This is a genomic window from Lamprocystis purpurea DSM 4197, from assembly GCF_000379525.1.
Classification (GTDB): domain Bacteria; phylum Pseudomonadota; class Gammaproteobacteria; order Chromatiales; family Chromatiaceae; genus Thiodictyon; species Thiodictyon purpureum.
On the sequence record NZ_KB902490.1, the window covers coordinates 1 to 26,366 of the forward strand.

The window sequence follows — 26,366 nt, forward strand, 5'->3', positions numbered from 1 at the left end:
CTTAGAGGATATCCGGCACACAATATGCTTGCATCTACGAACACGCGGCTTCAAGTTTCCCGGATAGAATCAGCGCACAGGCCAAATCAACCAACGCCCTAAAATTCACGCCCAAACACGTGTAGCGGGTACGAATCGCCCGAAATCCTTTCAACCAAGCGATCGTGCGCTCGACGACCCAGCGCCGCGCCGGTTGGGTGGTCGCGCCCGCGGTCGTTTTCTCTTCGCCAATCCGGCGAATGTGCGGCACATAAGCCTTCTCCGCGACTTCCGTGTCGACCCGGGCGTAGTCGTAACCTTTGTCCAAGCACAGATGTTGGGGGTGTTCGGTGGTCGGCGCGGGCCGCGGCAACACATCCAATGCCAACGTCGGGGACACCAACCGACTGTCATGCACGTTCGCGCCGACCAACTCGATCGCCAAGGGGACCCCCTGTTGCTCGACGTGTAGATGGAGTTTGCTGCCGCTGCGCCCCCGGTCCGTCGGATTTCGCCCCAGCCCCTCCTCGGCCAGACACACCGGTTGGCCACGGACGGGGGCTTGCAGCAAGGTCCCATCCATCGCCTGCCACTCCCACTGAATGCCCTTCAGTGCGTGATACTCCTGAGCATACAAGCGGAAAATCTCCGCAAACACGCCGGCGTGCGCCCAGCGCTGAAAGTGCTCGTGGACGGCACTTTTCGAACCATAGCACGGCGGCAAAAAATGCCACTGGCAGCCCGTTTTCAGGACGTAGAAGATGCCGTTCAAGATGCTGCGGAAATCACGGGGCGGACTGCCACCGGATTTTGTTCGCTTAAAGGGAGCCAACAAGGGTTCAACCTTGCACCAGAAATCATCCGAAATTTCATGGATTATCATCGTCTCCTCCGTGGTTGGATGGACAGCCCTCAAAATTTTTCCACTAGTTACATTATAGGACATAAGCATCTGCTGTGCCGGATGTCCTCTTAGCCTCCGCCGACCGCCTGGATGATCTCCACCCGATCCTCGGGAACCAGGACATGCTGCGCGAAGCGGCTGCGCGGGACCAGTTCCGCATTCACTTCGACAGCGATACGCCGGCCGGTGAGCCCCAGTTGCTCGACCAGCGCCGACATGGGGATGGACGCCTCGACCTCGGTGGCGGAACCGTTGATAAAGATTTGCATGGTCAGTTTGCCTGGACGCCGATGGACATGCTGGGATTCTATACCCTACACCGGTGCTCCGGCTCCCCGCCGCGCGCTGTTCGGACGGATCAGATCGTGCGGCCGGATTCCGCGCGGTCGGATCAAGGGTCGCCGGCACCCGGCACTTCTCAAGCGTTCTGTGTTCCGCAACCAAGCCCAGGCACCGCGCGCCCCAACCTCAAGCACCTGCCAGGATTGCAATTCCATGACCGTCTCTATACCGTACGGCACGCCGTGAATCCTGGCCGACACCGCCGACTGGCGTCGAACTCCAATTACGCGAGAAACCAGGCCGGCTGAAACCGAAAGTGGCTGAACCGAGGAGGGCACCGTGAGTCAATGGTCCGAGGATTTGATCTCGGTTGAGCGCGCCGGAACCCTGGATGGACTGTTCCTGCAGCGGGTCCGACGCTCGCCCACGCGGATCGCATACCGTTACTGTGAACGGGACCGCGGCTGGCAGCAGCTCGACTGGCGGCAGATGGGTCAGGCGGTGGCACGCTGGCGGGCTGCCCTGGCCGGTGAGGCACTGAGCGACGGTGATCGCGTCGCCATGCTGCTGCGTAACTGCCCCGAGTGGGTGATGTTCGATCAGGCCGCCATGTCCCTGGGCCTGGTCACGGTCCCGCTTTACACCGACGACCGGGCAGACAATGCCGCCTACATTCTGCAGGATGCGGCGGTGAAAGTCCTGCTGGTCCAGGACGCCAATCGCTGGAAGCGCCTGGCCGAGGCGGTGGGTGACGCACCCTGGCCGCTGCGCGTGGTGCTTCTGGACGGCGGCGCAGAGGCGCTGCGCCTGGCCGCGACTGACCCGCGCGTGGTGGTGGCGGACAGTTGGCTGCCGCCCGCGGCCCCTGATCTTAAGGCGCGCGAGGCCGACCCCAACGCGCTCGCCACCATCGTCTATACGTCCGGCACCACCGGCCGACCCAAGGGGGTGATGCTCTCGCACCGCAACCTGCTTGCCAATGCCCACGGCGGAGTGACCGTCATCGATTGCTATCAGGAAGACGTCTTCCTGTCCTTTCTGCCGCTGTCCCATTCCCTGGAGCGCACCGGCGGCTACTACCTGCCGATGATGGCTGGGGCCTGCGTCGCCTTCGCCCGATCGGTCGCCCAGCTCGGCGAGGACATGCAGACCATTCGGCCGACGGTGATGATCGCCGTACCGCGAGTGTTCGAACGTGTCTATGTCCGGATCGCGGACCAGTTGGCCGCCCGACCGGCACCGGCCCGCTGGATCTTCGCGCTGGCGGTGGCGGCGGGCTGGCGGCGCTTCCTGCGCGACCAAGGCCGGGGCGGCTGGCATCCACTGTTGCTCCTGTGGCCGCTGTTGCGGCGCCGGGTCGCGGTTCAGGTTCTGGCCAAGCTCGGCGGGCGCATGCGGGCAGCGGTGAGCGGCGGCGCGCCCCTGCCCTACGGGGTGGCACACACCTTCATTGGCCTAGGCCTGCCGCTGCTGCAAGGGTATGGCCTGACCGAGACCAGCCCGATCATCGCCGTCAACCCGCTGCAAGCCAACATCCCGGAAAGCGTGGGTGTCCCCATCCGCGGCATGCAGGTGCGCATCGGGGCGGACGATGAACTGCTGGTCAAGGGCCATAACGTGATGCTTGGCTATTGGAACAACCACGCGGCCACCGCCCGCGTCCTGACGCATGACGGCTGGCTGCACACCGGCGACCAGGCGCGCATCGCCGACGGGCACATCTACATCACCGGTCGCCTCAAGGACATCCTGGTGCTATCCAACGGCGAGAAGGTGCCGCCCGCCGACATGGAGATGGCGCTCGCCCTGGACCCCCTGTTCGAGCAGGCGATCGTGCTCGGGGAGGGCCGCTCCTACCTGACCGCCCTGCTGGTGCTCAACGCCGATCTGTGGCCCGGTCTGGCCCAGGAACTCGGGCTCGACCCCGGGTCCCCCAGGAGTATGGAAGACCCCCATCTGCTGAAAGAGATGCTCAAGCGCGTGCGCCTGACGCTCAAGGACTTCCCCGGCTACGCCAAGATCCGGCGGGTGGCCCTGAGTCTGGAGCCCTGGACAGTCGAGAATGGACTTCTGACCCCAACGCTGAAAGTAAAGCGAAATCAAGTGATAGCGCATCACCGTGCAGCCATCGAGGAGATGTACGGGAAGGAGACTTGAACGGCCCGACGCCCCGCGACCCATCCGGCCAATGCATTCCGCAGTTGCACGCGGCGCCGAGAGTGCCTAAGATTCAGGTGTCACGCGGGTGTAGTTCAATGGTAGAACTTCAGCTTCCCAAGCTGATAGCGTGGGTTCGATTCCCATCACCCGCTCCACATCCCCCTTGCCGACATGCGCCGACTCTACCAAGCCCGCGACCGCATCGAGGCGCAACTGCTCCTGGACTTCCTTGATCGCCACCTGATCCGCTCGGTGGTGCTCGGTGACTTCCTGGCGGGCGCCGCGGGCGAACTGCCGGCCGACATTTGCCCCACCCTCTGGCTGATCGACGACCAGGATCTGGACCGTGCCCACGAGGTCCTCGCCCGCTTTCTCGCTCCACCGCAATCGTCGCTGGATGCCGCTCCATGGCATTGCGCTGCCTGTGGCGAGCAGATCGAGGGCGACTTCGACCGGTGTTGGAACTGCGGTCGGGCGCGGCCCGAATGAAGTTGGCAGCGTTCGACGATCGATTTGCCCCTGCCCTGCTCGACTGGTTCGACCGTCACGGACGCAAGGATCTGCCCTGGCAGCAGCAGCCCACGCCCTATTGGGTCTGGGTCTCGGAGATCATGCTCCAGCAGACCCAGGTCGCCGTCGTGATCCCCTACTTCACGCGCTTCATGGCCCGCTTCCCCACCCTGAACGATCTGGCGGACGCACCGCTCGATGCGGTGCTGGCACTGTGGTCCGGACTCGGCTACTACGCCCGCGCCCGCCATCTCCATCAGGCGGCCCGGTTGATTCGGGACCAGCATCAGGGAGACTTTCCGAACGACCGGCAGACCATCGAATCCCTGCCGGGGATCGGGCGCTCGACCGCGGGCGCCATTCTGTCGCTCGCCCTGGGCCAGCGTCACCCCATCCTCGACGGGAACGTACGGCGCGTCTTCGCCCGCTGCTTCGGGGTAGAGGGCTGGCCTGGCCAGGCGGCGGTGCAGGCGCGGTTATGGGAGCTTGCCGAGGAGCTCATACCCGTGGAACGGGTGGGCGCCTACAACCAGGCGCTGATGGACCTGGGTGCCACCCTGTGCACCCGCGCCCGACCCGGCTGCGACCGCTGCCCGCTGGCCGAGTCTTGCGTCGCCCGCCGCCAGGGCCGCCAGTCGGAACTGCCGCAGGCGCGACCTGCCAAACCGGTCCCGCGGCGCGAGACCCTGATGATCCTGGCCCGCGATCCGCGGGGCGCCGTCCTGTTGGAACGTTGCCCCCCCGCCGGCATTTGGGGCGGACTCTGGAGTCTGCCGCAAACCGCTCCCGATCGCGATCCGGCGCAGTGGTGCCGGGAGCGCACCGGCACGGAACCCTTGCGGGTTGAAATGCGCCCCGCGCGCCGTCACTCCTTCAGCCACTTCACGTTGACCATGCGCATCGCCGAGATCTGGGCCATCGCGCCACCCGTGGGGATTGCCGATGGCGACAGCCAACGCTGGTTCAGCCCCGGCGAGCTCGCCGGCCTGGGCCTGCCGGCGCCGATCCGCTCCATACTCGCGGACCTGACGGCACCGGCCAACGCGGATTCGAACCAACCACCTGCACAGGAAGAGACCAGATGAGCCGTACCGTTCAGTGCGTCAAGCTAGGCCGTGAGGCCGAGGGCCTGGAGCGTCAACCCTACCCGGGCGAGCTGGGCAAGCGGGTGTTCGCGCAGGTCTCCAAGCAGGCCTGGGCCGACTGGCTGCGGCATCAGACCATGCTCATCAACGAGAACCGCTTGAGCCCGATGGACCCCAAGGCACGCAAGTTCCTGGAGGAGCAGATGGAGCAGTATTTTTTTGGCGACGGCGCGGAGCTCCCCCAGGGGTACGTACCGCCACCGACCTGAGCCCGACCCCGGCGCACAAGTGTGCTAGACAACCAGGCTGTCCAGGATCATTCCCCGGTAAAGCCCCCAGTCGAAACAGGGCCCCGGATCGGTCTTACGGCCAGGGGCGATATCGCTGTGACCGGTGATGCGCGCGGGCGTCATGGCCGGATAACAGCCCAGGATGGCCAGGGTGCAGTTGGTAAGAACTCGATACTGAATCGGCTCGAAGGGCAGGTCATCCGTCCCCTCCAATTCGATGCCGATCGAGAAGTCGTTACAACGTTCGCGCCCGTCGTAACTGGAGCGGCCGGCATGCCAGGCACGCCGGCCGCACGGCACGTATTGAACGAGCTGGCCGTCGCGGCGGACCAGCAGATGGGTCGAGACAGGTCCGGCAGCGGCGGCCACCACGAAATAGGGATGCGCCGCGGGATCCAGTCGGCCGAGAAAGAGGTCGTCAATCCATTGGCCGCCGAACTCACCCGGCGGCAGACTGATGTTATGTATCACCAGCAAGTCGATCGGGGCGTCCGCCGGCCGGTCGTCGCACCAGGGCGACGGCCGCTGAACCGCACCCGATAGCCAGCCCGCGGCATCAACCCGCATGCCCATCAGAGGCTTCTCCCGCACGTTCAGTTCTCCTGCGCCAAAGCTTCGGCACCTGTCCGAATCCGGTGGTTGATACCGGCCGCATCGCCCACCTCGAAAAGGACGAGTCCCGAGCGAGAAACTGCGGAACCAGGCCCTACCATTGTGTCTGTCTGTTAACCCTGGATTACAACATGATTAGGCCGGCAGGTCAGCGGGCGACCTGACCCCGGTTGCGACACCCCGCCCGCCGCCGCGTCGATGCTGCGACCCCCTCCCATCGGCTCCCGAGCACAGCCGGTTCACGGCTGAAACCAAACACCGGCACAGGTGGACAGGCGCACGATCGAGCACGGCGCGAGACAAACCGGCACGTTCTGGCGCGCTAGTTGCATGACTTCAACCAGAACCCGCGACGACAGGGAGAGCGGCCGAGCGCCGGCGGCCCCTCGTGTCATCCAGCTCGAAGTAAAAAAAGATATCAATGACAAACCGCTTCGACCGGCCTCCCACCCCCCCCCAGCCAAACCCCGGGCAAGATCCACCGCTCGGCAGCACGCTTTCATCACCACCTGCAGAACGCTACCTCACCGTTTGCGGACAAGCACTTGCCAACATCTTGCCGCCGTTGCTGCGGGCGCTGTTCGATCGGCTCGATATCGCACTCTATGACCTCGCGGACAAGTCCGCGAACAGTCAGGCCCATATCGTCTATTTCGACGCCATGCGGATCATCCGCAACCAGTGTCACACCATCCAGCGCAATTTCCTGGGCCTGCTGCGCCAAGGCGCGGGCCGTGCCGCCGCCGGACAGATCGAGCAGGATTTGCGGGCCGACCAGCGCCTGGCGAGCGAGCCGTTCTCCTTGCTTCCAGACACGGAACTCGACGAGACCCTGGCCCTGTCCAATTTGGTCTCCAAGGCCGAGGCCAGGTATCAGGACGCGTTGCTCGACATGAACGCACACCTGGCCCAACTGCTCGGCCGCGCCGCGATCGACCCGCAATCCAACCCTTATGGACCCTTCGCGCTCTGTCAGGCGTTTCGCGGAGCACTCAAGAGCGCGCAGCAGTTGGAACCGCAGATCAAGCTCGTCATCTACAAGGCCTTCGATAAGCAGGTGCTGGACCAGTTGGCGCCATTCTATCGCCAATGCATCGCCGCGGCTGCCGCCTCCGGCCACACCCGCATCAACCGACCGGGCGGCGGATCGGGCGCGGGTGGCGGCCGGGACGCCAACCAGGCGACAACAACCGTGGTCCCGGAGGACAGCATCTCCCTGGGCCCGGAACCAACCGCGGATGCGACCGAGGTCCCGTTCGAAACACTCCAGAGCCTCTTGGAAAGGACGCGCACCCAAACAGCGGCCCCGCCACCCGAGTCGGTGCGTGTCCCCACCAAAGAGTTGCTCGGCGTATTGACGCGGCTCGGCGGTTACGTCCTCGCCGAACAAATCGCTCCGGTCGGCAGCCAACTGCGCGAGCGGCTGTCGAGCGTCATGACATCAACGCAGAAACAACCCCGTCACCTTGAACGCACCGATCAAGACACCCTCGACCTGGTCTTCATGTTCTTTGAACACCTGCTTGAAGGGAATGCCTTGCCCGACCCCATCAAGGTCCTGCTGGCGCGAATGCAGATCCCGATCGCTAAACTCGCGCTCCGCGACAAGGGCTTGTTCTCGGCGCGCGAGCACCCGGCGCGCCGACTGCTCAACCATATCGGTGAAGCGGCGGTTGGTTGGAGCGAAGCCGATGGCCGCGGGCCAAACAGCCTCTATGGCATGATCGAACGGGTGACGGAACGCCTGATCCTCGACTTCGACGGCGATCTGCAGTTGTTCTCCCGCATGGACCGATTTTTCCTCGCCTATCTCGACAATGAGCGAACGCATCCCGGCCCACCGGCCGCTGCGGACCTGGGAACGGCGAGGACCAACAGCAGTGCCGCACAACAGGCGGTCGCGGCGGTATTGAGTGCCGCGCTCACCCGTTATCCCCAGAGACCCGCGGCGATCGAATCACTGCTGCGCGAGGGGTGGCAACCGATCATGCTGACGATCTATCGGGACGATGGTGTCGACAGTGCGGATTGGCGCCAGGCCATCGCCATCGTCGATCGGCTGCTCTGGAGCGTACAGCCCAAGCGCGACCTGCACGAGCGCCGGGAACTGCTGCGCCGGATCCCCGAGTTACTGAGCGCCCTGCGGGCAAGGCTCGTCAAGGGCGGCTGCGATCAACGCCAAGTTTCCCGCTGGTTCAAAGATCTGCAGACGATTCATCTAAGCATCTTACAGGCCGGACCAGACCAACCACCACCGGACTTGGCAGCAACCCGAACCCACCCCGCCGCCGCAACGCGCAGGGCGGACAGAGACACGACGGCCACCAACGATGATCGGCACCCGGAGCAGCGCACCGACCTGAAACTGCCGGTCGGCGGTTGGGTGGAACTGACGCGCGATCACGGGATCAAGCTGCGCTATCGCCACACCGGTTGGAGCCCGATGGGTTTGCGCCTGCAATTCGTCGATCGCCTGGGCCGGCCTGGTCCGGATCTGTCGGGTACCGAATTCCAGGACCTGCTGGATCAGGGCCAGGCAGCCGTCATCGCGGCCCCAGCGGAACCCCTCGCCGATCACGCCATCCGCTCCGTCATGGGCCAACTCGCCTCCTGAGCCGCGGCGATCTTGCTGATTGCGCGTTCCGGAGTAAAGTACTCCAAGTATGACCCGCGCTGATGCGGCGTTCTCGAATCCCCCTGGAGCACCCATGGACACGCCAACGACACCCGCGACCTGGCAGACACCGGACGACCTTCGCGCCCTGCTGCCCGACCGGAAACTGATCGAGTCCCAGGTGCAGGCCGCGCTGGCGGAGGATGTGGGCACCGGTGATCTCACCGCCGCCCTGCTGCCAAGCCGCCAACAGGCACAGGTCGAACTGATCACGCGGGAGGCCGCGGTGTTGAGCGGCAGCGCCTGGTTCGATGCCGCATTCCGGCTGCTGGACAGCAGCGTCGCGCTGCACTGGGAGGCGCGCGACGGCGACTGGATCAGCGCGGGACAGCGGCTCTGCGTCCTCACCGGCCCCACGCGGACGCTGCTCACCGCCGAGCGCACCGCCATCAATTACCTGCAAACCCTGTCCGGCACCGCGACCCGTGCGCGGGCCTATGCTCAGGCCGTCGCCGGACTGCCGGTGCGCGTGCTCGATACCCGCAAGACCCTGCCGGGGCTGCGCATCCAGCAAAAATACGCCGTGCGTTGCGGCGGCTGCCACAATCACCGGATGGGACTCTATGACGCCATCCTGATCAAGGAGAATCACATCCTCGCCGCCGGTTCCATCAGCGCCGCCCTGCAGGCCGCTCAGAACGGGAATCCGGGCGTCGAGATCGAGATCGAGGTCGAAGGACTGGCCGAACTCGCGCAGGCATTGAACGCCGGTGCCCGACTGATTTTATTGGATAACTTCAGCCTGACCGAACTGCGCGAGGCGGTGGCGCTGAATGCCGGCCGTGCCCGACTGGAAGCCTCCGGCGGCGTCAATCTCAGTACCATACGCGCGATCGCCGAGACCGGCGTGGATCGCATCTCGGTCGGCGATCTGACCAAGGACGTCACCGCCGTCGACCTGTCCATGCGGTTCGTCTCCTGAGCTTCCGTCCGTCTCCTCTGTGCGCGGAGTCCCTGATGCCATCGCTGTTGTCTCGCACGGTCTGGTCCTGGCTGCTGTCGGCAGCGCTTTTCCCGGTGCTGGCCGCGGCGGCCTGCGACCCCGGTCAGCGTCTCACGCTGCTCCACTTCAACGACTACCACGGTCAACTGGAGCCCTATGCCGACCCGCGGGACCACACTGAACGCGGCGGCATCGCCCGCCTCGCCGCCGTTGTCGCACAGATCCGCGGTGAGGACCCGCGCCCCGTCCTGCTGCTGTTCGGCGGCGACTTTCTGCAAGGCACCCTGACCTCCAGCCTGTTTCAGGGGATACCGGACCTGACCCTGTTCGGACGCATGGGAGTCGACGCCGCGGTCATGGGGAATCACGAACTGGACTACGGACAAGACACCTTTCGGCGTCTGGCCGGTCTGGCCCGGTTTCCGATCCTGACCGCGAATGTCGCGTCTCACCCGGACCCCCTGCCGGTGCGGCCTCAGGTGATCCTGGAACCGGCCGACGGACTCAAGGTCGGCGTCCTGGGCCTCACCAGCCCGGAACTGGCAACGGCCACGCACCCGCGCAACATGGACGGGATCAGTGTGGAGGAGCCGGTCACCGTCGCGCGGCGCCTGGTACCCGGATTACGGGAGCAGGCGGATCTGGTGGTGGTGCTGTCGCACATGGGGATCACCGATGACCGCCGCCTGGCACAGTCCGTCCCCGGCATCGACCTGATCGTCGGCGGTCACAACCACAACCTCTATGCCGAACCGGTCATGGAAGCCGGAGTGGCCATCGTTCAGGCCGGCGAACGCGGCGGCTGGCTGGGGCGCCTGGACCTGGAGTGCCGCGACGGCACGCTGTCACGCACCGGCTACACCCTGATCCCGATCGACGCATCGAGTCCGGCCGACCCCGAGATCGCGGCAGAGGTGCAGCGCATCGCCGCGTCGGCCAACCAGGAGATGGATCAGGAAGTCGGCACCAGCGCCCGCGAACTCAGCGCCTGGCGTGAACTGATCCGGCGCGAAGAGGCGCCCTTCGGCGACTTCCTCGCCGACCAGGCGCGGGAAATCACCCTGGCCGACGTCGCCCTATTCAACGCCGGGGGATTTCGCTCCAGCATCCCGGCGGGTCGCGTCACGCTCAAGGCCATCTACCAGGCCTTTCCGTTTCGCAACGAACTGGTGGTGGGCGACATCACCGGCGCCCAGTTGCTCGCTGCATTGCAACGCAGCGCCGCCCTGGACCCGGCGGACAATCACGGCGCCTTCCTGCAAGTCTCCGGCCTGCACTATGTGATCGCCGGTGATCAACTCGAATCCGCCACCCTGGGCGACGCACCCATCGACCCGACCCGCCGTTACCGGGTGGTGACCTCCGATTTTCTGGCCGCCGGCGGTGACGGTTACGCCATGCTCATGGCGATGGAGAACCAGGTCATGACCGGCCGCCTGATCTCCGACATGGTCATCGAGGCCTTCCGCGGCGGCGCACCGGTGGATCCGCGCACCGACGGACGCATTGTGCGGCGCGCGGCGCGACCTTGATCATCGTGCCGACCGGCCATGAGGGAACTTGAACTGTCCCAGTCGTTGAGCAGCGCGCGCGGGAGAGCACGGTTTTCTCTTGACAAACACATTGCAAACGCGGATAAATTCCGGTAGGAGCCTTGCCCTGCCAAGTGTATGAAGGGTCATTGGGAGGTGATTCCACGCGATAGCCTAAGTTTTGCCCGATCAAACTTCCGATTCGTGATTTCCGGGAGAAATGCCATGAACGCAAACACTGAGCAAACCACCAACACCACCGCCGAAGCAAAGCTGCCTTACGAACCGCCCACGGCGACTTTGGTCACCCGTGAGCAGGAGGATCGGCTGTTGGGGCCGGGTAATTTCCCCGGTAACGGAGTCCCCTGCGGCTGCTGAGTCCACTGCCGCTTCACGTCGACCTGTGCAATACTTTAAGCGCTCCAATGACTTCATCATGCGGAACGTCGGCGGCGAAAGCTTGCTTGTGCCGCTTGGCACGCGCGTCGTTGCTGTGAATGGCGTGATCGTCCTGAATGGCACGGCGCGCTGCGTGTGGGAACTCCTGGCGCAAGAACGCTCCTTGGACGAACTCGCCGCCGCCGTGGCGGAGCGCTTTACGGTGGATGTTGAGCACGCCCGTATCGATGTGCAACGGTTCCTCGACGAGATCGGCCGGATGCGCGCCCTGCAACCATGACCGTGCTCCCGACCGACTATGGCGCACTGCTTCGGGAGTTGCAACGGCGCGCCGCCTCGATGCGCCAGCCGGTGAGCGGCGTGTTTGAATTGACGGAACGCTGCAATCTGTCTTGTCGCATGTGTTATGTCCGCCATGACGCCCGTGATACGGCGCAACGCTCAAAGGAGTTGTCCAGCGCGCAGTGGCTTACGCTTGCACAGGACGCCGTGGACAATGGCATGGTCTTTCTGCTGCTGACCGGCGGCGAAGTTTTTTTGCGTCCCGATTTCTTCGAGATTTACATACCGCTTACGCGGTTGGGTCTCATTCTCACGATTTACACCAACGGCACCCTCATCACCGACGGCATTGCGCAACGCTTGGCGGAAGCCGCCCCGAGCCTCACTGAAATCACGCTCTATGGCAGCACTGCTGCCGCCTACGAAGCGGTCACGGGTTGTCCGGGCAGTTACGCGCGCGCCTGCGCTGGAATTGAAGCGCTCCTCAAGCAGGGCATTCCGTTCGGACTCAAGACCACGATCACGCGGCAAAATGTCGGTGAATTGGAAGCGATGCGGCAGATGGCGCGCCAGTGGGGCGTGCCGTTTTCAGGGGCTTGGCTGCTCTCGCGGCGGCGCGATGGCCATTCTTCCGATGTTGAATACTGCCGTCTGTCCGCGCAGGATTGCGTCAACCTCGAAGCCACCGACCAGGTCTCGGCCGACGAGTGGCTCGAAACCGCATTCCGCGAATCATCCGTCAAGAGTGATGCCAATTTCTACTGCCAAGCCGGCAAGACCGCATTTGTCATTCATTCTTCCGGCGCGATGAGCCCCTGCCTGACGTTGTCTCAACCCGCGGCCCGTCCGCTCGCCAGCGGTTTTCGCACGGCCTGGGAAGGCGTGCAGCGCTTTGTCGACGAGGCACCGCCACCGGACTCCGCCTGCCTTGCCTGCGACGCGCGACGCTATTGCCCGCGCTGCCCGGCGTGGTCGTCGATGGAAACCGGCACATTGACCGACGCGGTGCCCTATCTATGTGAGATCGCCCGTCTGCGCAAAGCGCGTTACGAGTGAAAACACGTGGTGGTGCCCTGACCGCCAGGCCGGTCAATCCGGCACTCGCGGGATCCGGCGCATGTGCACCGCCGCCAACCACTCGGACAAATATCCAAGCGCGGCACCCAGATTCCGCTCGGCACCCGGCGACAACCCGGCGCCGAGGTCGAACGCATAACCGCGGATCGCCAGCAACCGGCAGTCCGGCAACGGGCCGCCGATAACCTGGGCGTAGACCCGCAGCAGCGCGCCGGGCCTCATGGCATGGGTGGTGATGGTGAGCGCCGGCTCCTGGATCACGGGTCCGAAGGTGAATGGCTCCGCTCCACTGAGGGCGGCATCGACAAAGACCACGCGCTTGCGGCCATCCAGGTCCAGTACGTGCTCGATCTGAAGCTGGAAATCGGTCAGCAAATCGAACGCCTGATCTGGGACCGTGCGGGCTGCACGCATCGCGCTCAGGCGTTCGATCAGGGTGGGGCCGAGCGCATCGTCGCCGCGCGAGGGGTTACCGCAGGCTATAATTAATGTATTCGGAACGGACATGGCGCAATCAATCTTGAGGACAGTGACCCTTGATGTTCGACCGCCCAGTGAGACAATGGCCGAGTTCTCCCAGGATTGGAAGACGGGTAAGGCATCGACCACAGACCGCATCTCATTCGCCTCTCCAGAACTGCTGCGGAAGGTGCTCACGGCCAAGCGATGGGAACTACTCAAGGTGCTCTGCGGCGCCCGCCCAGTGACAGTTCACGAGGCAGCGCGTCGCGTCGGGCGTGATGTCAAGGCAGTACACACCGATTTATCGGCTCTACTCTCCGCCGGCGTTCTTGTGCGCACCGCGGCAGGACAAGTCGAGTTTCCCTACGAGGCCGTCAAGGTCGAGTTCTTGTTGCAGGCAGTATGAAGCCCTTGAGCTCCCGCCTTAGGCGGCTTCGCTCTCGCCTGCAATCAATGCGGGAGACGCCCCTATTATCTCACGCCTGCCGTGATCGGCAGACCGACCACCATCGGGTCTCCGCCCTGCCCGACACCCTCAGCAACTGAGTCGAGGTCCATCAGGACGTGTCTACGGCCTGCTATTCAAGACCGCGTGGGCGAGTTTGTCCTGGCAGCCTGATCCACCGCTTCCTGCTGCATTTGCTGCCCAAGGATTCATACGGGTGTACCGCTTCGGCTTCCTGGCCTACTGCTGCCGGGTGCGCTGTCTGGAGCTAATCCGCACGGCATTCGCCGCCCCTTGGCAGGAACCTGCCGAAGCACCTGCAGCAACCGCACCCTTTGACGACTATCATGTCCCAAATGCCGCGCCGGCCGGCTGTCTGTGACCATGAATCTGGCCCCGCAGCGGCGTGGCCAGGGAGTCGTGACTGCGCTGGTTCCCATCGCGACACCAAGGCTCTCTCGCCACCCTGGACCGGCCCGCCCGCGGCCTTGACAGGCCTGCGCTCGCGCTCGCCCGCACTTCGGAAAATGATCTACAATTGACACACAATCGCCTGATTGCCCGCCCTGCGGCCCCCCTCGGTTGCCAGGTTGGTACGCCTCACCGACGGCCTTCCCAGTGCTGACATGCCGCCCGGCACCGGCCGGCGACCCGGGCCTCGGAGATACAATACTTCTCTACAGACGGCCGCGCCAGCCGGGGTACCGTGCCAGGATCGGATGAGTCAAACAACCGTTTATCCGTCGAGCGTGCCAGGCGCCGTGCCACGACCGGGGATCAGCGCGGCGCGCAGGATAGACGTTAGTCGTTAGGTCCACCAAGGAAAGCATATGAAAAACCGAGGGGAATTTATCGTATTCCGTTATTCGCTAGTCGAAGAAGCGCAACAAGCGTTAATCGTTGAGCCGCTTCCAGACCCGAAAGGCGAAGCAGTTACGTTTGCATTGCTTGGAGATCCTGAATTTTCCCGAAACAATGTCTCGTATGCATTTGTCGGGTTTTCCCGAGTTATTCCTACTCCGCTTTTTCGTTTCCAGGAGAATCGATATCTTGCCGGAAAAGTTGCAAAATTGCGCAAGGCCCAAGTACACGAGAAAATACCAGGGGATATTATTGAGCACGAAGCGGACGACTGGGTCCCGCTCGTAGCAATATTTGATCTATTTGAACAGTATATTTTCGTGCAGCGCGAATTGGAAATTTGGGACAGAGACTCAAGTTGCTAACGCGATCCAAACCGGACTGCGAGAGCCTGTCCTAGCCAAATATAATCACAGATTGTTTGTGGAGCCTAAGACCCGGACTGAGGATTTTTGGTCGGTGGTCGAAACACATAACCGAATCTACAAGTTAGAGATTCGCCTTATCTCTCCTAATATACTGCGAACAAACGAAAAAGCACGAGAGGCGTTAGAGGAATTGAAAAGACTCTATGGCCAAGACGAAATCGCTCTGACGCTTGAGAACGAGTCAGGGAATTTGCGGATTCCTAAGATACCCATAGCTGATTACATTGACTATGCTGCAGAGGGAGAAGGTAAATGGACACTAATAACTGAAGGCGCTAAAGGAGGAAAGAAAAAGCACACGAGCGACAAAGCAGCAATCACATTAGACTTACCTATTCCGTCCGAAGACGAAATTCATAACGAAGGACAATTGGAACTCGAAACGGGCATTCCCGCACCTGGACGAGGCGCAAGTGACGCACAACTCGTTGCAGAGTTGTTGGAAGAAGCTAACGCCCTAGAAAAGTCCCCGAGCCGTGGTTAGATTCATACTTGTTTTCTGCCTAGCATTCAGTATTTCGCTATTTGGTGCGTTCTACGCAGGCAATGTCGCTAAGTCGGTATTCGAGGATTTGCTGTCTTCGTTTACAGTACTCGCGATGATTACCGGAACGGTCTCTTATGCTCTATATGCCTACGTCGACACGATAACTAAAGATGTCGCAGGTGACAAGAAAACATGTGCGCACGAAAGCTATCGCGCTGCTATCGACAAGCTATCCGATCTAAAACAAGAGATTATTGTAAATGCGTTTGCGGTCGTTGTATTATTGATCATAGAGCAGCTTGCGCACAGCATTTCTTTAGCGTTTCCAACCAGCCCAGCGGAGCCTTTCAACTGGTACTGGGCGGCCCTTTTCTCCATAAGGATGGCTTGCTTTTCCAGCAGCGTCTTAATTGTCGTAATCCAGTTCCATGCGTTTATTGTCGCGAGCGATTACCGTCGCGTTATTAGCAGAAAAGGGCCGTAGGCCGTAGGCCGCAGGATGGCCTGAGGAACGAACCCCAACATTTCAAGACTCAGATCTCATTGCGGAACGAATTCAAGAAAGCGCCCAACAATCTCGTGGAGAATATCAACCAATGCGACTTTACTTGGACATGTGTTGTCTACAGCGACCAATGGACGACCAAACGCACCTTCGTATTCATATGGAATCTGAGGCCATTCTTGGCGTGTTGGCTTGGTGCGAAGCGGGAAAGGCAGACTTGCTGAATTCAGTCGCGTTGAGTTACGAAGTCGACCATAACCCGCACCCAGCAAGAAAAGCCTTTGTTCAAGAAGCCTTGCTGAATAGCAAGCAATTTATTCACACATCGGATTCAGTAAAACAACTGGCCCGCGGATACTGTGATCATGGAATTAAAGCATTAGATGCTTTGCATCTGGCCTGTGCTGTGGAAGCACAAGCACATTATTTCTGTACATGCGATGATCGCTTGTATCGGCGGGCTAAACAGCTAGATAGCAAACAAACGCTGGTTGTCTTTCCGCTGGAACTTGTTGAGATGATTGAACCATGAGCGTACCTGCAAAGTCTTTAACTGATATTACCAATCAAGCCATTCATGTGCTTTCCAGAGAAATTGGTGCCGCTGATACCATGCGTTTTTTAAGTCAATTCTCTACAGGCAGTGGAAACTATACTGAGGAACGAGCCGCACTTTTTGACCATTTGACATTGGACGAAGTTCTTGCCGAAATTAGGGAGAAACATGGCGACAAAAAGCAAGCCGGATAGGACAGCTTGGAAAAGCGATATGCTGAAAGCGTCCGTGTCGGGACCGAGTGCAGTCAACCAAGGTTGACCTCTCATTTCCGGATGATGACCAGATCATCCTGACTGGGAATCGTTGCCGGATAGATCAACCCCGGATATGTTGCATCCAGGTAATCGCTGATAAAAGCGTCGAGCCTGGCCGTATCGCAAGGGGCCGCGGACAATGGATTGAGGAGACACATTCTGAACAGGACAAGCAGGTCTTCGCGAGTCGGCACCTGGTCCAGCGGGGTATCGATGGTATAGATGGTGACCTCCGCTTGTCGACCGGCCAGGGCCTGGTAAAAACGCGACTCGTGGCAGCACGCGTGCAAGTCCAGATTGGTCGCCGCTTCGTCCCAGCGCCCTGCCGCCCGCTGGAATCCGATACCGATCAGCGCCATCGGGGCCGAGGGTTGATTGAGGATGATCGCCAAGTTTCCACCGGGCTTCAGCAGGGTCAGTGCCAACCGGATCTTTTCGCGAATATCATCGAGCCCGTTGAAGTGATACAGCACATGCGAGAGTGTTATCAGATCGAATCCCTGAGGATGATCAGTGGACACCCGATGCCGGGCAGATGCGCCCCAAGGGCACGCATACACATCGGTAGACTTTTTCGTCAACACATCGCAACAGCGCGGATTCGGCTCCAGCAAAATGATCTGTTCGGCATAGGGCCGCATCAAGTCCGGTAAATGGCCTTGTCCGGCACCAATGTCGAATATGGAAAAGCCGGCACGATACACGATGGGCAGCGCCCCTTTGTCCTGCAACTGCCGAACGGCTTCGCTATTTTGAAGTGAATAGCGATGAAACAGAGTGAGCGCTTGCTCAAAAACTTCATAATCCAATAGCATCTTATTGGCGGCACCAGCTTAGAAGGCTGAACTCAGGAGTCAAGTACCAGCGCCCGCCCCAGGCTGCCATCCGGATGCCGGCAGAGACGGTCCAGCACCAAGCCCGCGGCGTCCTGTAATTCGATATCCAGGGGCATCCGCCCCAGGGCATGGGTGGCACAGGAGAGGCAGGGGTCATAGGCGCGAATCGCCACCTCGATCTGGTTCAGCAGCGGCTCGGTCAGTTCCCTGCCGCTCAGGTAATCGGCGGCCACCTGGCGAATCGCGGTGTTGATGGCCTGATTGTTGTTGGTCGTGGAGACGATGAGGTTGGCGCGCGTCACGAGTCCGTCTTCGTCGATCTCATAATGATGGAAGAGCGTGCCGCGGGGGGCCTCCACGACACCGATGCCCTTGCCATGCATCGCCCCGCGCAGACGCAAATCCGTACCCTGTAGATCCGGGTCCGAGAGCAGTTCGCGGATCCGCTCGGCGCAGTGCAGCAGTTCGATCACCCTGGCCCAGTGGGTGGCGAGCGCCGCCTGGAGCGGTCGGCCCTCACCGGCGGCGGCGAAGTCCTGACGTTCCTGCTCGGCCAGCGGGGTATGGAAACAATCGCAATTGTTGACGCGGGCGAGCGGTCCCACCCGGTACCAGCCGCGCTCCGGCCCCAGTTGTGTCAGGAAGGGAAATTTCATGTAGCTCCAGTCCTTGACTTCTTCCTGAATCAATTGCTCATAACCTGTGCAGTCCTGGTGATCCATGAGCGTGTCGCCGTTCGGGTCACGCACACGCAGGCCCCCGTCGTAAAGTTCTAAAGCCCCGTCCGGTCCGATCAGGCTCAGGGTGTTGGCATCCACTGCCCCGAACCGGTAGTGATACTCCGGGTTGCGCAGGATGATCCGTTTCATCAACTGGACCGCGCCCTCGGCCCAGTCGCACACCTGATCGATATCGGCCTGGAGCAGATCCCGCTCCTGTGCACTCACATGCTTATTGACCCCGCCGGGCAGCGCACCGGTGCCGTGGACCCGCTTGCCGGCGGTGATGCGGATCACCTCCTGTCCGAACTTCCGCAGCAACACACCCTGCTTCGCAATCTCCGGATGATCCTGGATCAAACCGACGATGTTGCGGTGAGCTACCGGGTCGTCGACACCGAACAACAGGTCCGGGGATGAGAGATGAAAGAAGTTCAGCGCGTGCGATTGCAGCACCTGCCCCAGATGCATGAGCCGCCGAACCTTCTCCGCGGTCGGGGTGAGCACATCGACACCGACCAACTGATCACAGGCCTTGGCCGCCGCCAAATGATGGCTGACCGGGCAGATACCGCACAGGCGCTGGACCAGCACCGGCAACTCCCAATAGGGCCGGCCCTGGATGAACCGCTCGAACCCGCGAAACTCGACGACATGCAGCCGCGCCTGCCGCACGTGGTTGTCTTCATCCAACAGCAGGGTGACCTTGCCGTGCCCCTCGACCCGCGTCAGCGGCTCGATACAGACACGCTTCAAGGTCTCCGGATGGCGGGCGGTTTCAAGTGGATGGATCATGGGTAAGTCTTCCGCGCGCTAATCGTAATGAATCTGATGATAAGAGAACGCAATCGGTTCTCCCGACAGCCAGGCGGTCAGGAAGGTCCAGAGGGTCTCAGCGGAAGGCGGACAGCCGGGCAGGAAATAATCGACCTTCACGACCTCGTGGATGGGATGGACCCGGTCGAGCAAGAGCGGGATTTCCGGGTCGCGCGGGATGCCCGGATGATAGACACCGACGCCGCGCACATAGCTCTCTTCCAGACACTCACGCAACGCGAACGCGTTGCGCATCGCCGGAATACCGCCGTTGACCGCGCAGGCGCCAACCGCCACCAGGGTCCGGCAGTGGCGGCGAAACGCGCGTAAGACCTCCAGATTCTCGGTGTTGGCCACACCGCCCTCGATCAGGCCCAGGTCGCAGTCGCCGACCGTCTTGATATCAGTCAGTGGCGAGCAGTCGAACTCGACGAGATCCACCAGTTGCAGGATGCGCTCATCGATGTCCAAGAGCGACGTATGACACCCGAAACAGCCGCACAGCGAGGCGGTGGCAATGCGCGGTTTGGCGGACACGTCAATCACCCCCCGGCTGAGCACGCAGGTCCCCGACCACGCTGATCGGCGCCTGATCATAGAGCCGTTGCCCGATCGGTTGCTCATACCCACGATGCTTGGGGAGAATGGCTCCGGTCGGACAGACCTGGGCGGCTCGGTCGCTCGCGGCGAATTGCGAGTCACCGAGCAGGCCGCTCGGCGAGTCGATCACCAGATGGCTCGCCAACCCGCGACCGCTGACTGCAAAGACCCGCTTGTGGTCATGATCGCGGCTGGCGCGCACACACAGTTCGCACAGGATGCAGCGGTTGAAATCGATCATGAAATCCGGATGCGAGGCATCCACCGGCCGCTGGGGAAAGCACTGCGGGAAGTGAGGGCTGAGCATCCCGACGTAATAGGCAACGGCCTGGAGCTGACAACTGCCGCTGCGTTCACAGGCCGGGCAGACATGATTGCCCTCGACGAACAGCAGTTGCACGATCGAACGCCGCGTGGCCGCAATCGTCTCGGTGTTCGACTCCACCGTCATGCCATCCAGCGCCGCCGTGGTGCAGGCGGAGACCAAGCGTCCGTTGACTCCGACCATGCAGACCCGGCAACTGCCATGGGGTGCATAGTCCGGGTTATGACACAGGTGCGGGATATAGACGCCGACGGCCAGCGCCGCATCCATGATGGTCTGGCCGGGCGTGAAGGGAATCTCCCTGCCATCGAGACGCAGCGTCGTGCTCATGCCTCCTCCTCCACATGATCCGCGACACCGTCGCGGCCGGTGAGAGCCCGCGCGCACCCCAAGGCGGCATCCAGGTCGAACGACGGGCTGTAGTCGGCGCTGCGCAGGTGTCGCTGATAGATCGCGGGGAATTTGTCCAGCGTATTGAGCACATGGTTCGGTGCGGTGTGCCCGAGGCCGCAATAACTCGCCTGCCGCATCAGCGGGCCGATGTCACGCAACTCCTGGAGATCATGGGCGGACGCCTGACCGGCCGCGACCTTCTCCACCAGATTCCTCAGCAGTGCCGTGCCCACCCGGCAGGGGGTGCAAAAGCCGCAGGACTCGTGGGCGAAGAAGGCGGCAAAATTGCGGACCAGCTCCAGCAGGTCGCGCGAACGGTCGAAGATCATGAATGAACCGGCGGTCGGCAGGTCCTCGAACGCCAGCAGACGGTCGAACTCGGCGGGCGCCAGCGTGGTCCCGGCCGCCCCGGACACCTGAACCGCCTGCACCTCCCCTGCCCCGCAGTCGGTCAGCACCCGATGCACCGGGGTGCCGAAGGGATATTCGTAGATCCCCGGCCGGGCACAGTCGCCGCTGACGGACAGGATCTTGCTGCCGGCCGACTGATCCGTTCCCTCACCGCGCAGCCAGTAACCGCCCCACTGAACCACCCGTGCGGCCGCCAGAAAGGTCTCCACATTGTTGACCACCGTCGGTCGGTCCTGGTAACCGCTGATCACCGGGAAGGGCGGGCGCTTGCGCGTGACCCCGCGCTTGCCCTCGAGCGACTCGATCAGGGCGGACTCCTCGCCGCAGATATAGGCCCCGGCGCCCAGGTGGATGGCGATATCGAAATCGAAGTCCGGCTGGCCGAGGATGCCCTTGCCGAGCAGCCCCTCGGCACGGCGGCGCGCCAGGACCGATTCCAGATGCGGCACCAGATAGCGGTACTCGCCGCGCAGGTAGAGGAATCCCAGACGGGCGCCGATCACCCCGGCGCACAGAGTCATCCCCTCGAATACCAGATCGGTGTAACTGGTCAGCAGGACCCGATCCTTGAAGGTCCCGGGCTCACCCTCATCCGCGTTGCACACGACAAAGCGCGGCACCGTCCGGTCGCCGCCCTCGGCTTCGCGACAGAAACGCCACTTCAAGGCGGTGGTGAACCCGGCACCGCCGCGCCCGCGCAGCCCCGAGCGCTCCAGTTCGGTCAGCGCCGTATCGGCTCCATTCTCCAGCAAGCGGCGCAGACTCGCCCCATCGGTTACCGGATTGCTGAGCAAGAGCCCGCACCGACGGATATTGTCCGCCACCCGGAAAAACGCGCCGGGCCAGCGCGCCAACGGCACCCCCTCATCCACCAGGTCGGCGATCCGATCCACCCGCGCCGCGGTCAGCGCGGTCACCGCCTGACCATTGACCAGGAGCGCCGGTCCCTGATCGCACATGCCGGTGCAGGAGGTGAGCCCGATCGTCACCCGCCCGTCGGCCCGGGTCTCATTCAGCCCCAGACCCAGGCGCTCGGCGAGCAGTCCGACCAGACGCTGGTTGCCGAGCATCCGGTCAGTGATATTGTCCGAGAACAGAATATCGAAGTCGCCGCGGGGCTGATCGTGCAGGAAGGCATAGAACGCGACGGCCGCGCGCACCTGGGCATGCGCGACGTCCAGCGCGGCGGCCAGGGCATGGACCGCCGCCGGCGGGACCCAGCCGAACTGCTGCTGGACCGCGATCAGATGCTGGAGCAACTGCTCCGGCGCCAGTCCGCGCAAATCGAGCGACCGGGCGACGAAGGCCTGGACTTGCGAGTTGACGGGTTCGCCCATCACAGCCTCCAGTGGTTGCGGGATGCATCGGCGTACTCAGGCGATTTCCGGCAATCGCCTTAAAGAGTATAGAACGACGGCCGCTCTGGCGCCCGGCGGCCTGTCGGGGGACAATCAAGGTTCCGACTCCCCCCTGCACGACCGGCACCGCGACCCGATGGACCCAGCACAAATCGATTGTCAAGAGAACACAGATCCCCCGCAGGTGCAGATCGTCTCCTTATGGCGCCGACTCGGCGCCCTGCTCTATGACGGAATCCTGCTGTCGGCGCTGCTGCTGCTCGCCACCGCCTGCCTGATCATCCCCTATGATCTGCTCGCCACCCGGCCCTATCCCCACGCGGATTGGCTGTACCGGACCTTGCTGCAGCTCTATCTGTTGGCGGTGATCGCCGGCTTCTATGTGTATTTCTGGACGCACGGCGGACAGACGCTTGGGATGCGCAGTTGGCGCGTGCGCGTCGTCCGCGCGGATGGCGGACCACTGAACACCGGCGACGCCCTGCGCCGCTTCGCCTGGGCCGCGCTGAGCCTGCTGCCGCTGGGCCTGGGCCTCTGGTGGTGTCTGGTCGACCGTGAGCATCTCGCCTGGCATGACCGGGCCTCGGGGACACGCCTGTTGCTCGCCCGGCCAAAAGCAGCGACCCGCCCAATCAAAGCCTAACACTAACGAGGTATTCGCAGCGGATCGCCGCGACCAACAGCCGAGCCGCCGGGCGTCCGGCGATCCCGGTGGGTTCGAGGCTCGCCTGATCGCCGACCGCCGGGGCACCCTCAGCCCACCCGCCGCAACAGCACCAAGGCCGCGCCGACGAACAGGAGCGGCGGGGCCAGTGCCGCGGCCAGCGGACTCAGACCATAAATGAGCGCGAGGTAGGAAAAGGTGCGGCTGATCAGATAATAGACGATGCCGACCATGACCCCGACGAACATCCGCGCACCGGTACCGCGGCTGCGCGCGGAACCGAGCAGGATGGGAATGGCCACCAGAACCATCGACAGGGTCAGCAACGGATAGACCACCTTGCCCCAGAAGATCACCTCGTAGTTGCCGGCATCCTGCGCGTTGATCCGCATGAAGCGGATGTATTTCCAGAGCCCCCACACCGGCAGGATGCGCGGATCGACGACCACCACCTCCAGGATGCCAGGGTCCAGCATGGAATCCCAGCCGGCGTTCGGGAGGCGTTCGATCCGGACCCCATCCTGACTGACATGACTGCGCGAAATGCCCTCGAGCACCCATTGACCGTCGAGATAGCGCGCGCCTTCGGCGTAAGTCGCGATCAGGGTTCCCGCGGTATTGTCGACCCGGTAGGTCGAGATGGCACGCAGACTGGTGCCGGATAGAATCTCGCGGATATTCACATAGGCACCGTCGTCGATCGCCCAGAACCCGGAATCGGTACTTTGCGCAACCTCGCCGGAGAGCGCCGTGCGTTTCAACTCAAGGCCATGTTGCTCGGCGACCGGCGCCACCACCTCGCCGACGAACATGGCGATCACGGCCAAGACGATGCCGCCCATGACGCCGGCCCAGGCGATGCGCAGGATCGAGATGCCGGCCGCCCGCATCGCCACCAGTTCCGAGCGGTTGGCCAGTGCCCCCAAGCCGAGCAAGGCACCGATCAGCGTCGCGATCGGAAACACCTGGTAGGCATAACGCGGCAGGGCGAGAACCATGAACAGCAGGGCGTCCTGGATGCGGTAGCCGGCCGTACCCACTTGCTCCAGCTCATTGGCCAGGATGAAGAACCCCAGCAGCGGCAGCAGCACGCCCAGGGTCAGCAGGGCTCCGCCGATCACCGCCCCGGCCAGATAGCGATCGAGAATTCCAGGGATCATGTAAAGCTCACCGCGGTGGTAGACTCAGAACCCTTAGGATACTCACCCCGATCGCTCAACGCTGACTGATTCCGATCCGATTCGTTCCCCGAGGTACCCGCTGATGGAGTTCAAGATCAAGACCGGCGATCTCGCCAAACACAAGACCCCCTGCCTGGTGCTGGGTGTCTTCGAGAAACGCAAGCTCGCCGAACCCGCACAGGCCGTCGACCAGGCGAGCGGCGGCCGCCTCACTGAGATTCTCAAGCGGGGCGACCTGGACGGCGAGACCGGCCGGACCCTGATGCTCTATGACGTGCCCGGCATCGCGGCGGAGCGGGTACTGCTGGTTGGCTGCGGCAAGCACAAGGAGTTCACCCGCGCCAACTACCGTCAGGCGCTGGCGGCCGCGGTGGACCTGCTGCAGCGCACCCATGCCGGTGATGCCCTGAGCACCTTGGCCGAATCGATTCCGGATGGCCTCACCCGCTATCTGGCGCTGCGTGACGCCGTGACCACCACGGCCGACCGGGTCTACCGCTACAGCCGGACCAAGGAAGACAAGCAAGCCCCCAAGACTCCGCTGCGCACCCTCACCCTCTGGGTCGCGACCCGGCAGCAGGTCGACACGGCCGAGCAGGCCACCCGGCACGGCGCGGCCATCGCCGCCGGGGTGACGCTGGCCAAGGAACTGGGCAACCTGCCGGGGAACATCTGCACCCCGTCCTATCTGGCCGATCAGGCACTGGATCTGGCCAGCCGCTTCGACAAGCTGACGGTCGAGGTCTTGGAAGAGGCGCAGATGGAAGAACTGGGCATGGGCGCCCTGCTCTCGGTCTCCCGCGGCAGCCGGCAGCCAGCCAAGCTCATTTGCTTCAAGTACCAGGGCGGCCCGCAGGACCAGAAGCCGGTGGTGCTGGTCGGCAAGGGCTTGACCTTCGACGCCGGCGGCATCTCCATCAAGCCGGCCGCCGAAATGGACGAGATGAAATACGACATGTGCGGCGGTGCCGGTGTCTTCGGCGCCGTCCAGGCGGCCTGCGAACTCGACCTGCCGCTCAATCTGGTGGGTCTGGTTCCGGCCTCCGAAAACCTTCCGGATGGTGCGGCCAACAAGCCCGGCGATATCATCAAGAGCATGTCGGGTCAGACCATCGAGGTCCTCAACACCGACGCCGAGGGCCGGCTGATCCTGTGCGACACCCTGACCTACAGCGAGCGCTTCGACCCCGCGGTGGTGATCGATCTGGCGACCCTGACCGGCGCCTGTGTCGTCGCCTTGGGTAAGCACCCCTCCGGTCTCTTTACCGCGGACGACCGCCTCGCCCAGGAAATCCAGGACGCCGGTAACGATGCCTGGGACCGTGTCTGGCGGATGCCGCTGTGGGAGGACTACCAGGCCCAACTCGACAGCAACTTCGCGGACATGGCCAACATCGGCGGACGCGACGGCGGGGCCATTACCGCTGCCTGCTTCCTGTCACGCTATACCAAGAAATACCGCTGGGCACACCTGGACATCGCCGGCACCGCCTGGCTGAGCGGCAAGGAAAAGGGCGGCACCGGCCGACCCGTGCCACTGCTGGTGCAGATCCTGTTGCAGCGCAGCGGCGTGCTCCCGATGACCGATTAGGCGATTGCCGGAAAATCACGTACCGAATCGCGAAGGAATTTCGTCTGCCTTCAAGGAGCGCCGACCGGGGCATTGCCGGGCTACGTGACAAACCCCGGGGATTCACGGTGCAGACTGAGCGCCACCGGCCGCTACGCTGATCAGAACCTGGTCGTTGTCACTGGATGGATGAGCTGCGGCAACTGGTGTCGAAATTGACTGATCCAGATCAGGACCGGCGATACGGCAGGCAGGATGAGATAGCCGAACTGGTAGACGAGGGCCAGGCCCTCGTAGCCCAGTGCAGAAAAGCCCAGCCGCTCGCGTGCCTCATCGTTGATGTTGAACGCCAGAACCTTCGTGATCTCGGCGGCGAGGCCAAACAACTGCACCAGAAACAGGATCAACATACCGATGATCCAATATCCGAGCGTCTTGCTGTCATGGCCGGGAGCGGCGAGCACCAGGGCCGTGTAGAACGGTACGCAATATCCATAGATCAATGGATTGACCGTAAACACCAAGTCGCCCTTTACCGCCGCACCAAGGTCCGCCTGGAGCGCCGTGAGTTGCGTTGTAATTGACACGGCATTGCCATCCGGCTTGATCGCGCGTACGAGATCAGGGAAGGCCCAGCTCATCAGGCCATCGAGCGCAGCCGCGACGGGGAGCACGAACAGGATCGAAAGAAAATACCAGGCGCCAAAACACAGCGGCAGCCAAATCAAAGCCTTTAGTGTAAATTTTCCGATCGGACTCATCT

General features: G+C 62.7%; 29 protein-coding genes, 1 tRNA gene and 1 pseudogene. 20 read left to right on the forward strand and 11 right to left on the reverse strand.

The window, feature by feature from the left end; translation table 11 throughout:
* Window positions 1-34: 34 nt before the first annotated feature.
* Window positions 35-925, reverse strand: coding sequence for an IS5 family transposase (locus tag A39O_RS0111305; RefSeq protein ID WP_157639991.1), 891 nt, complete (start codon window positions 923-925; stop codon window positions 35-37).
* A 26-nt stretch (window positions 926-951) separates the two neighbouring features.
* A complete protein-coding gene (thiS, locus tag A39O_RS0111310; protein ID WP_020504766.1) occupies window positions 952-1,152 on the reverse strand; it encodes a sulfur carrier protein ThiS in 201 nt (66 codons plus the stop codon).
* A 352-nt stretch (window positions 1,153-1,504) separates the two neighbouring features.
* On the opposite strand from thiS, the gene A39O_RS0111315 reads away from it, so the two are divergent.
* From A39O_RS0111315 to A39O_RS0111335, 5 genes are all read left to right on the forward strand, one after another.
* Window positions 1,505-3,322, forward strand: a complete 1,818-nt coding sequence (locus A39O_RS0111315) for an AMP-dependent synthetase/ligase (protein ID WP_020504767.1) — start codon at window positions 1,505-1,507, stop codon at window positions 3,320-3,322.
* Between the two features lie 84 nt (window positions 3,323-3,406).
* Window positions 3,407-3,480: transfer RNA gene (locus tag A39O_RS0111320), tRNA-Gly, on the forward strand.
* A 16-nt stretch (window positions 3,481-3,496) separates the two neighbouring features.
* Window positions 3,497-3,814 (forward strand): putative signal transducing protein, encoded by a 318-nt coding sequence (locus A39O_RS0111325; protein WP_020504768.1) that lies wholly within the window; start codon window positions 3,497-3,499, stop codon window positions 3,812-3,814.
* Entirely contained in the window at window positions 3,811-4,920 is a 1,110-nt protein-coding gene (mutY, locus tag A39O_RS0111330; protein ID WP_020504769.1) for an A/G-specific adenine glycosylase, read from the forward strand. Before A39O_RS0111325 ends, mutY begins: the two co-directional genes overlap by 4 nt.
* Window positions 4,917-5,189, forward strand: a complete 273-nt coding sequence (locus tag A39O_RS0111335) for an oxidative damage protection protein (protein WP_020504770.1) — start codon at window positions 4,917-4,919, stop codon at window positions 5,187-5,189. Before mutY ends, A39O_RS0111335 begins: the two co-directional genes overlap by 4 nt.
* Window positions 5,190-5,213: 24 nt before the next feature.
* Here the strand turns inward: A39O_RS0111335 and ampD are convergent, their stop codons facing one another.
* A complete protein-coding gene (gene ampD / locus A39O_RS0111340) occupies window positions 5,214-5,777 on the reverse strand; it encodes a 1,6-anhydro-N-acetylmuramyl-L-alanine amidase AmpD (RefSeq protein ID WP_040527743.1) in 564 nt (187 codons plus the stop codon).
* 466 nt (window positions 5,778-6,243) lie between these two features.
* Between ampD and A39O_RS0111345 the strand changes: the two genes are divergently transcribed.
* The 6 genes from A39O_RS0111345 to A39O_RS0111370 all read left to right on the forward strand — a co-directional run bounded on the left by A39O_RS0111345 (window position 6,244) and on the right by A39O_RS0111370 (window position 12,708).
* Complete coding sequence (locus A39O_RS0111345; RefSeq protein WP_083924637.1) at window positions 6,244-8,436, forward strand: DUF1631 family protein; 2,193 nt, start codon at window positions 6,244-6,246, stop codon at window positions 8,434-8,436.
* Window positions 8,437-8,530: 94 nt separating this feature from the next.
* Window positions 8,531-9,418, forward strand: coding sequence for a carboxylating nicotinate-nucleotide diphosphorylase (gene nadC, locus A39O_RS0111350; RefSeq protein ID WP_020504773.1), 888 nt, complete (start codon window positions 8,531-8,533; stop codon window positions 9,416-9,418).
* A 35-nt stretch (window positions 9,419-9,453) separates the two neighbouring features.
* Entirely contained in the window at window positions 9,454-10,971 is a 1,518-nt protein-coding gene (locus tag A39O_RS0111355; RefSeq protein WP_020504774.1) for a bifunctional metallophosphatase/5'-nucleotidase, read from the forward strand.
* Between the two features lie 225 nt (window positions 10,972-11,196).
* A complete protein-coding gene (locus A39O_RS40670) occupies window positions 11,197-11,349 on the forward strand; it encodes a hypothetical protein (protein ID WP_020504775.1) in 153 nt (50 codons plus the stop codon).
* 25 nt (window positions 11,350-11,374) lie between these two features.
* Complete coding sequence (locus A39O_RS0111365; RefSeq protein WP_020504776.1) at window positions 11,375-11,650, forward strand: PqqD family protein; 276 nt, start codon at window positions 11,375-11,377, stop codon at window positions 11,648-11,650.
* The gene (locus A39O_RS0111370) at window positions 11,647-12,708 is read left to right on the forward strand and encodes a radical SAM protein (RefSeq protein WP_020504777.1); all 1,062 of its coding nucleotides are present in this window, start codon (window positions 11,647-11,649) and stop codon (window positions 12,706-12,708) included. The genes A39O_RS0111365 and A39O_RS0111370 overlap by 4 nt, the downstream gene beginning before the upstream one ends.
* Window positions 12,709-12,741: 33 nt before the next feature.
* Here A39O_RS0111370 and A39O_RS0111375 read toward each other — a convergent pair whose 3' ends face one another.
* Window positions 12,742-13,236, reverse strand: a complete 495-nt coding sequence (locus tag A39O_RS0111375) for a hydrogenase maturation protease (RefSeq protein WP_026199326.1) — start codon at window positions 13,234-13,236, stop codon at window positions 12,742-12,744.
* Between the two features lie 55 nt (window positions 13,237-13,291).
* Between A39O_RS0111375 and A39O_RS0111380 the strand changes: the two genes are divergently transcribed.
* The 7 genes and pseudogenes from A39O_RS0111380 to A39O_RS38330 all read left to right on the forward strand — a co-directional run bounded on the left by A39O_RS0111380 (window position 13,292) and on the right by A39O_RS38330 (window position 16,667).
* Window positions 13,292-13,597 (forward strand): HVO_A0114 family putative DNA-binding protein, encoded by a 306-nt coding sequence (locus A39O_RS0111380; protein ID WP_020504779.1) that lies wholly within the window; start codon window positions 13,292-13,294, stop codon window positions 13,595-13,597.
* Between the two features lie 209 nt (window positions 13,598-13,806).
* Window positions 13,807-14,128: pseudogene (locus tag A39O_RS43810) on the forward strand (hypothetical protein); the annotation flags it as partial.
* 338 nt (window positions 14,129-14,466) lie between these two features.
* Window positions 14,467-14,862, forward strand: coding sequence for a hypothetical protein (locus tag A39O_RS40675; protein WP_157639993.1), 396 nt, complete (start codon window positions 14,467-14,469; stop codon window positions 14,860-14,862).
* A 58-nt stretch (window positions 14,863-14,920) separates the two neighbouring features.
* Window positions 14,921-15,409, forward strand: a complete 489-nt coding sequence (locus tag A39O_RS40680) for a hypothetical protein (protein ID WP_157639995.1) — start codon at window positions 14,921-14,923, stop codon at window positions 15,407-15,409.
* Window positions 15,410-15,524: 115 nt separating this feature from the next.
* Window positions 15,525-15,896: a hypothetical protein gene (locus A39O_RS0111385; RefSeq protein ID WP_020504780.1), complete on the forward strand. Its 372-nt coding sequence runs from the start codon at window positions 15,525-15,527 to the stop codon at window positions 15,894-15,896.
* Window positions 15,897-16,047: 151 nt separating this feature from the next.
* Entirely contained in the window at window positions 16,048-16,449 is a 402-nt protein-coding gene (locus A39O_RS40685; RefSeq protein ID WP_157639997.1) for a PIN domain-containing protein, read from the forward strand.
* Entirely contained in the window at window positions 16,446-16,667 is a 222-nt protein-coding gene (locus tag A39O_RS38330; protein WP_083924638.1) for a hypothetical protein, read from the forward strand. Before A39O_RS40685 ends, A39O_RS38330 begins: the two co-directional genes overlap by 4 nt.
* Window positions 16,668-16,738: 71 nt before the next feature.
* On the opposite strand, the gene A39O_RS0111390 is transcribed toward A39O_RS38330, so the two are convergent.
* The 5 genes from A39O_RS0111390 to A39O_RS0111410 are packed head-to-tail and all read right to left on the reverse strand — an operon-like array spanning window position 16,739 to window position 22,167.
* Complete coding sequence (locus A39O_RS0111390) at window positions 16,739-17,539, reverse strand: methyltransferase domain-containing protein (protein ID WP_169338434.1); 801 nt, start codon at window positions 17,537-17,539, stop codon at window positions 16,739-16,741.
* Between the two features lie 38 nt (window positions 17,540-17,577).
* Window positions 17,578-19,080 carry a Ni/Fe hydrogenase subunit alpha gene (locus A39O_RS0111395; RefSeq protein WP_020504783.1) on the reverse strand — a complete coding sequence of 501 codons (1,503 nt, stop codon included), beginning with the start codon at window positions 19,078-19,080 and terminating at the stop codon, window positions 17,578-17,580.
* An 18-nt stretch (window positions 19,081-19,098) separates the two neighbouring features.
* Window positions 19,099-19,638 carry an NADH-quinone oxidoreductase subunit B family protein gene (locus A39O_RS0111400; protein ID WP_026199328.1) on the reverse strand — a complete coding sequence of 180 codons (540 nt, stop codon included), beginning with the start codon at window positions 19,636-19,638 and terminating at the stop codon, window positions 19,099-19,101.
* Between the two features lies 1 nt (window position 19,639).
* Complete coding sequence (locus A39O_RS0111405) at window positions 19,640-20,356, reverse strand: 2Fe-2S iron-sulfur cluster-binding protein (protein ID WP_020504785.1); 717 nt, start codon at window positions 20,354-20,356, stop codon at window positions 19,640-19,642.
* Entirely contained in the window at window positions 20,353-22,167 is a 1,815-nt protein-coding gene (locus A39O_RS0111410) for an NAD(P)H-dependent oxidoreductase subunit E (protein ID WP_020504786.1), read from the reverse strand. Before A39O_RS0111410 ends, A39O_RS0111405 begins: the two co-directional genes overlap by 4 nt.
* 157 nt (window positions 22,168-22,324) lie before the next feature.
* Here A39O_RS0111410 and A39O_RS0111415 point away from each other — a divergent pair, with 157 nt between their 5' ends.
* A complete protein-coding gene (locus A39O_RS0111415; RefSeq protein WP_051088800.1) occupies window positions 22,325-22,831 on the forward strand; it encodes an RDD family protein in 507 nt (168 codons plus the stop codon).
* Between the two features lie 110 nt (window positions 22,832-22,941).
* Here A39O_RS0111415 and lptG read toward each other — a convergent pair whose 3' ends face one another.
* Window positions 22,942-24,012, reverse strand: coding sequence for an LPS export ABC transporter permease LptG (lptG, locus tag A39O_RS0111420; protein ID WP_020504788.1), 1,071 nt, complete (start codon window positions 24,010-24,012; stop codon window positions 22,942-22,944).
* Between the two features lie 103 nt (window positions 24,013-24,115).
* Here lptG and A39O_RS0111425 point away from each other — a divergent pair, with 103 nt between their 5' ends.
* Complete coding sequence (locus A39O_RS0111425) at window positions 24,116-25,624, forward strand: leucyl aminopeptidase (protein ID WP_020504789.1); 1,509 nt, start codon at window positions 24,116-24,118, stop codon at window positions 25,622-25,624.
* Window positions 25,625-25,764: 140 nt separating this feature from the next.
* Here A39O_RS0111425 and A39O_RS0111430 read toward each other — a convergent pair whose 3' ends face one another.
* A complete protein-coding gene (locus tag A39O_RS0111430; protein WP_157639999.1) occupies window positions 25,765-26,364 on the reverse strand; it encodes an exosortase H-associated membrane protein in 600 nt (199 codons plus the stop codon).
* Window positions 26,365-26,366: the final 2 nt, after the last annotated feature.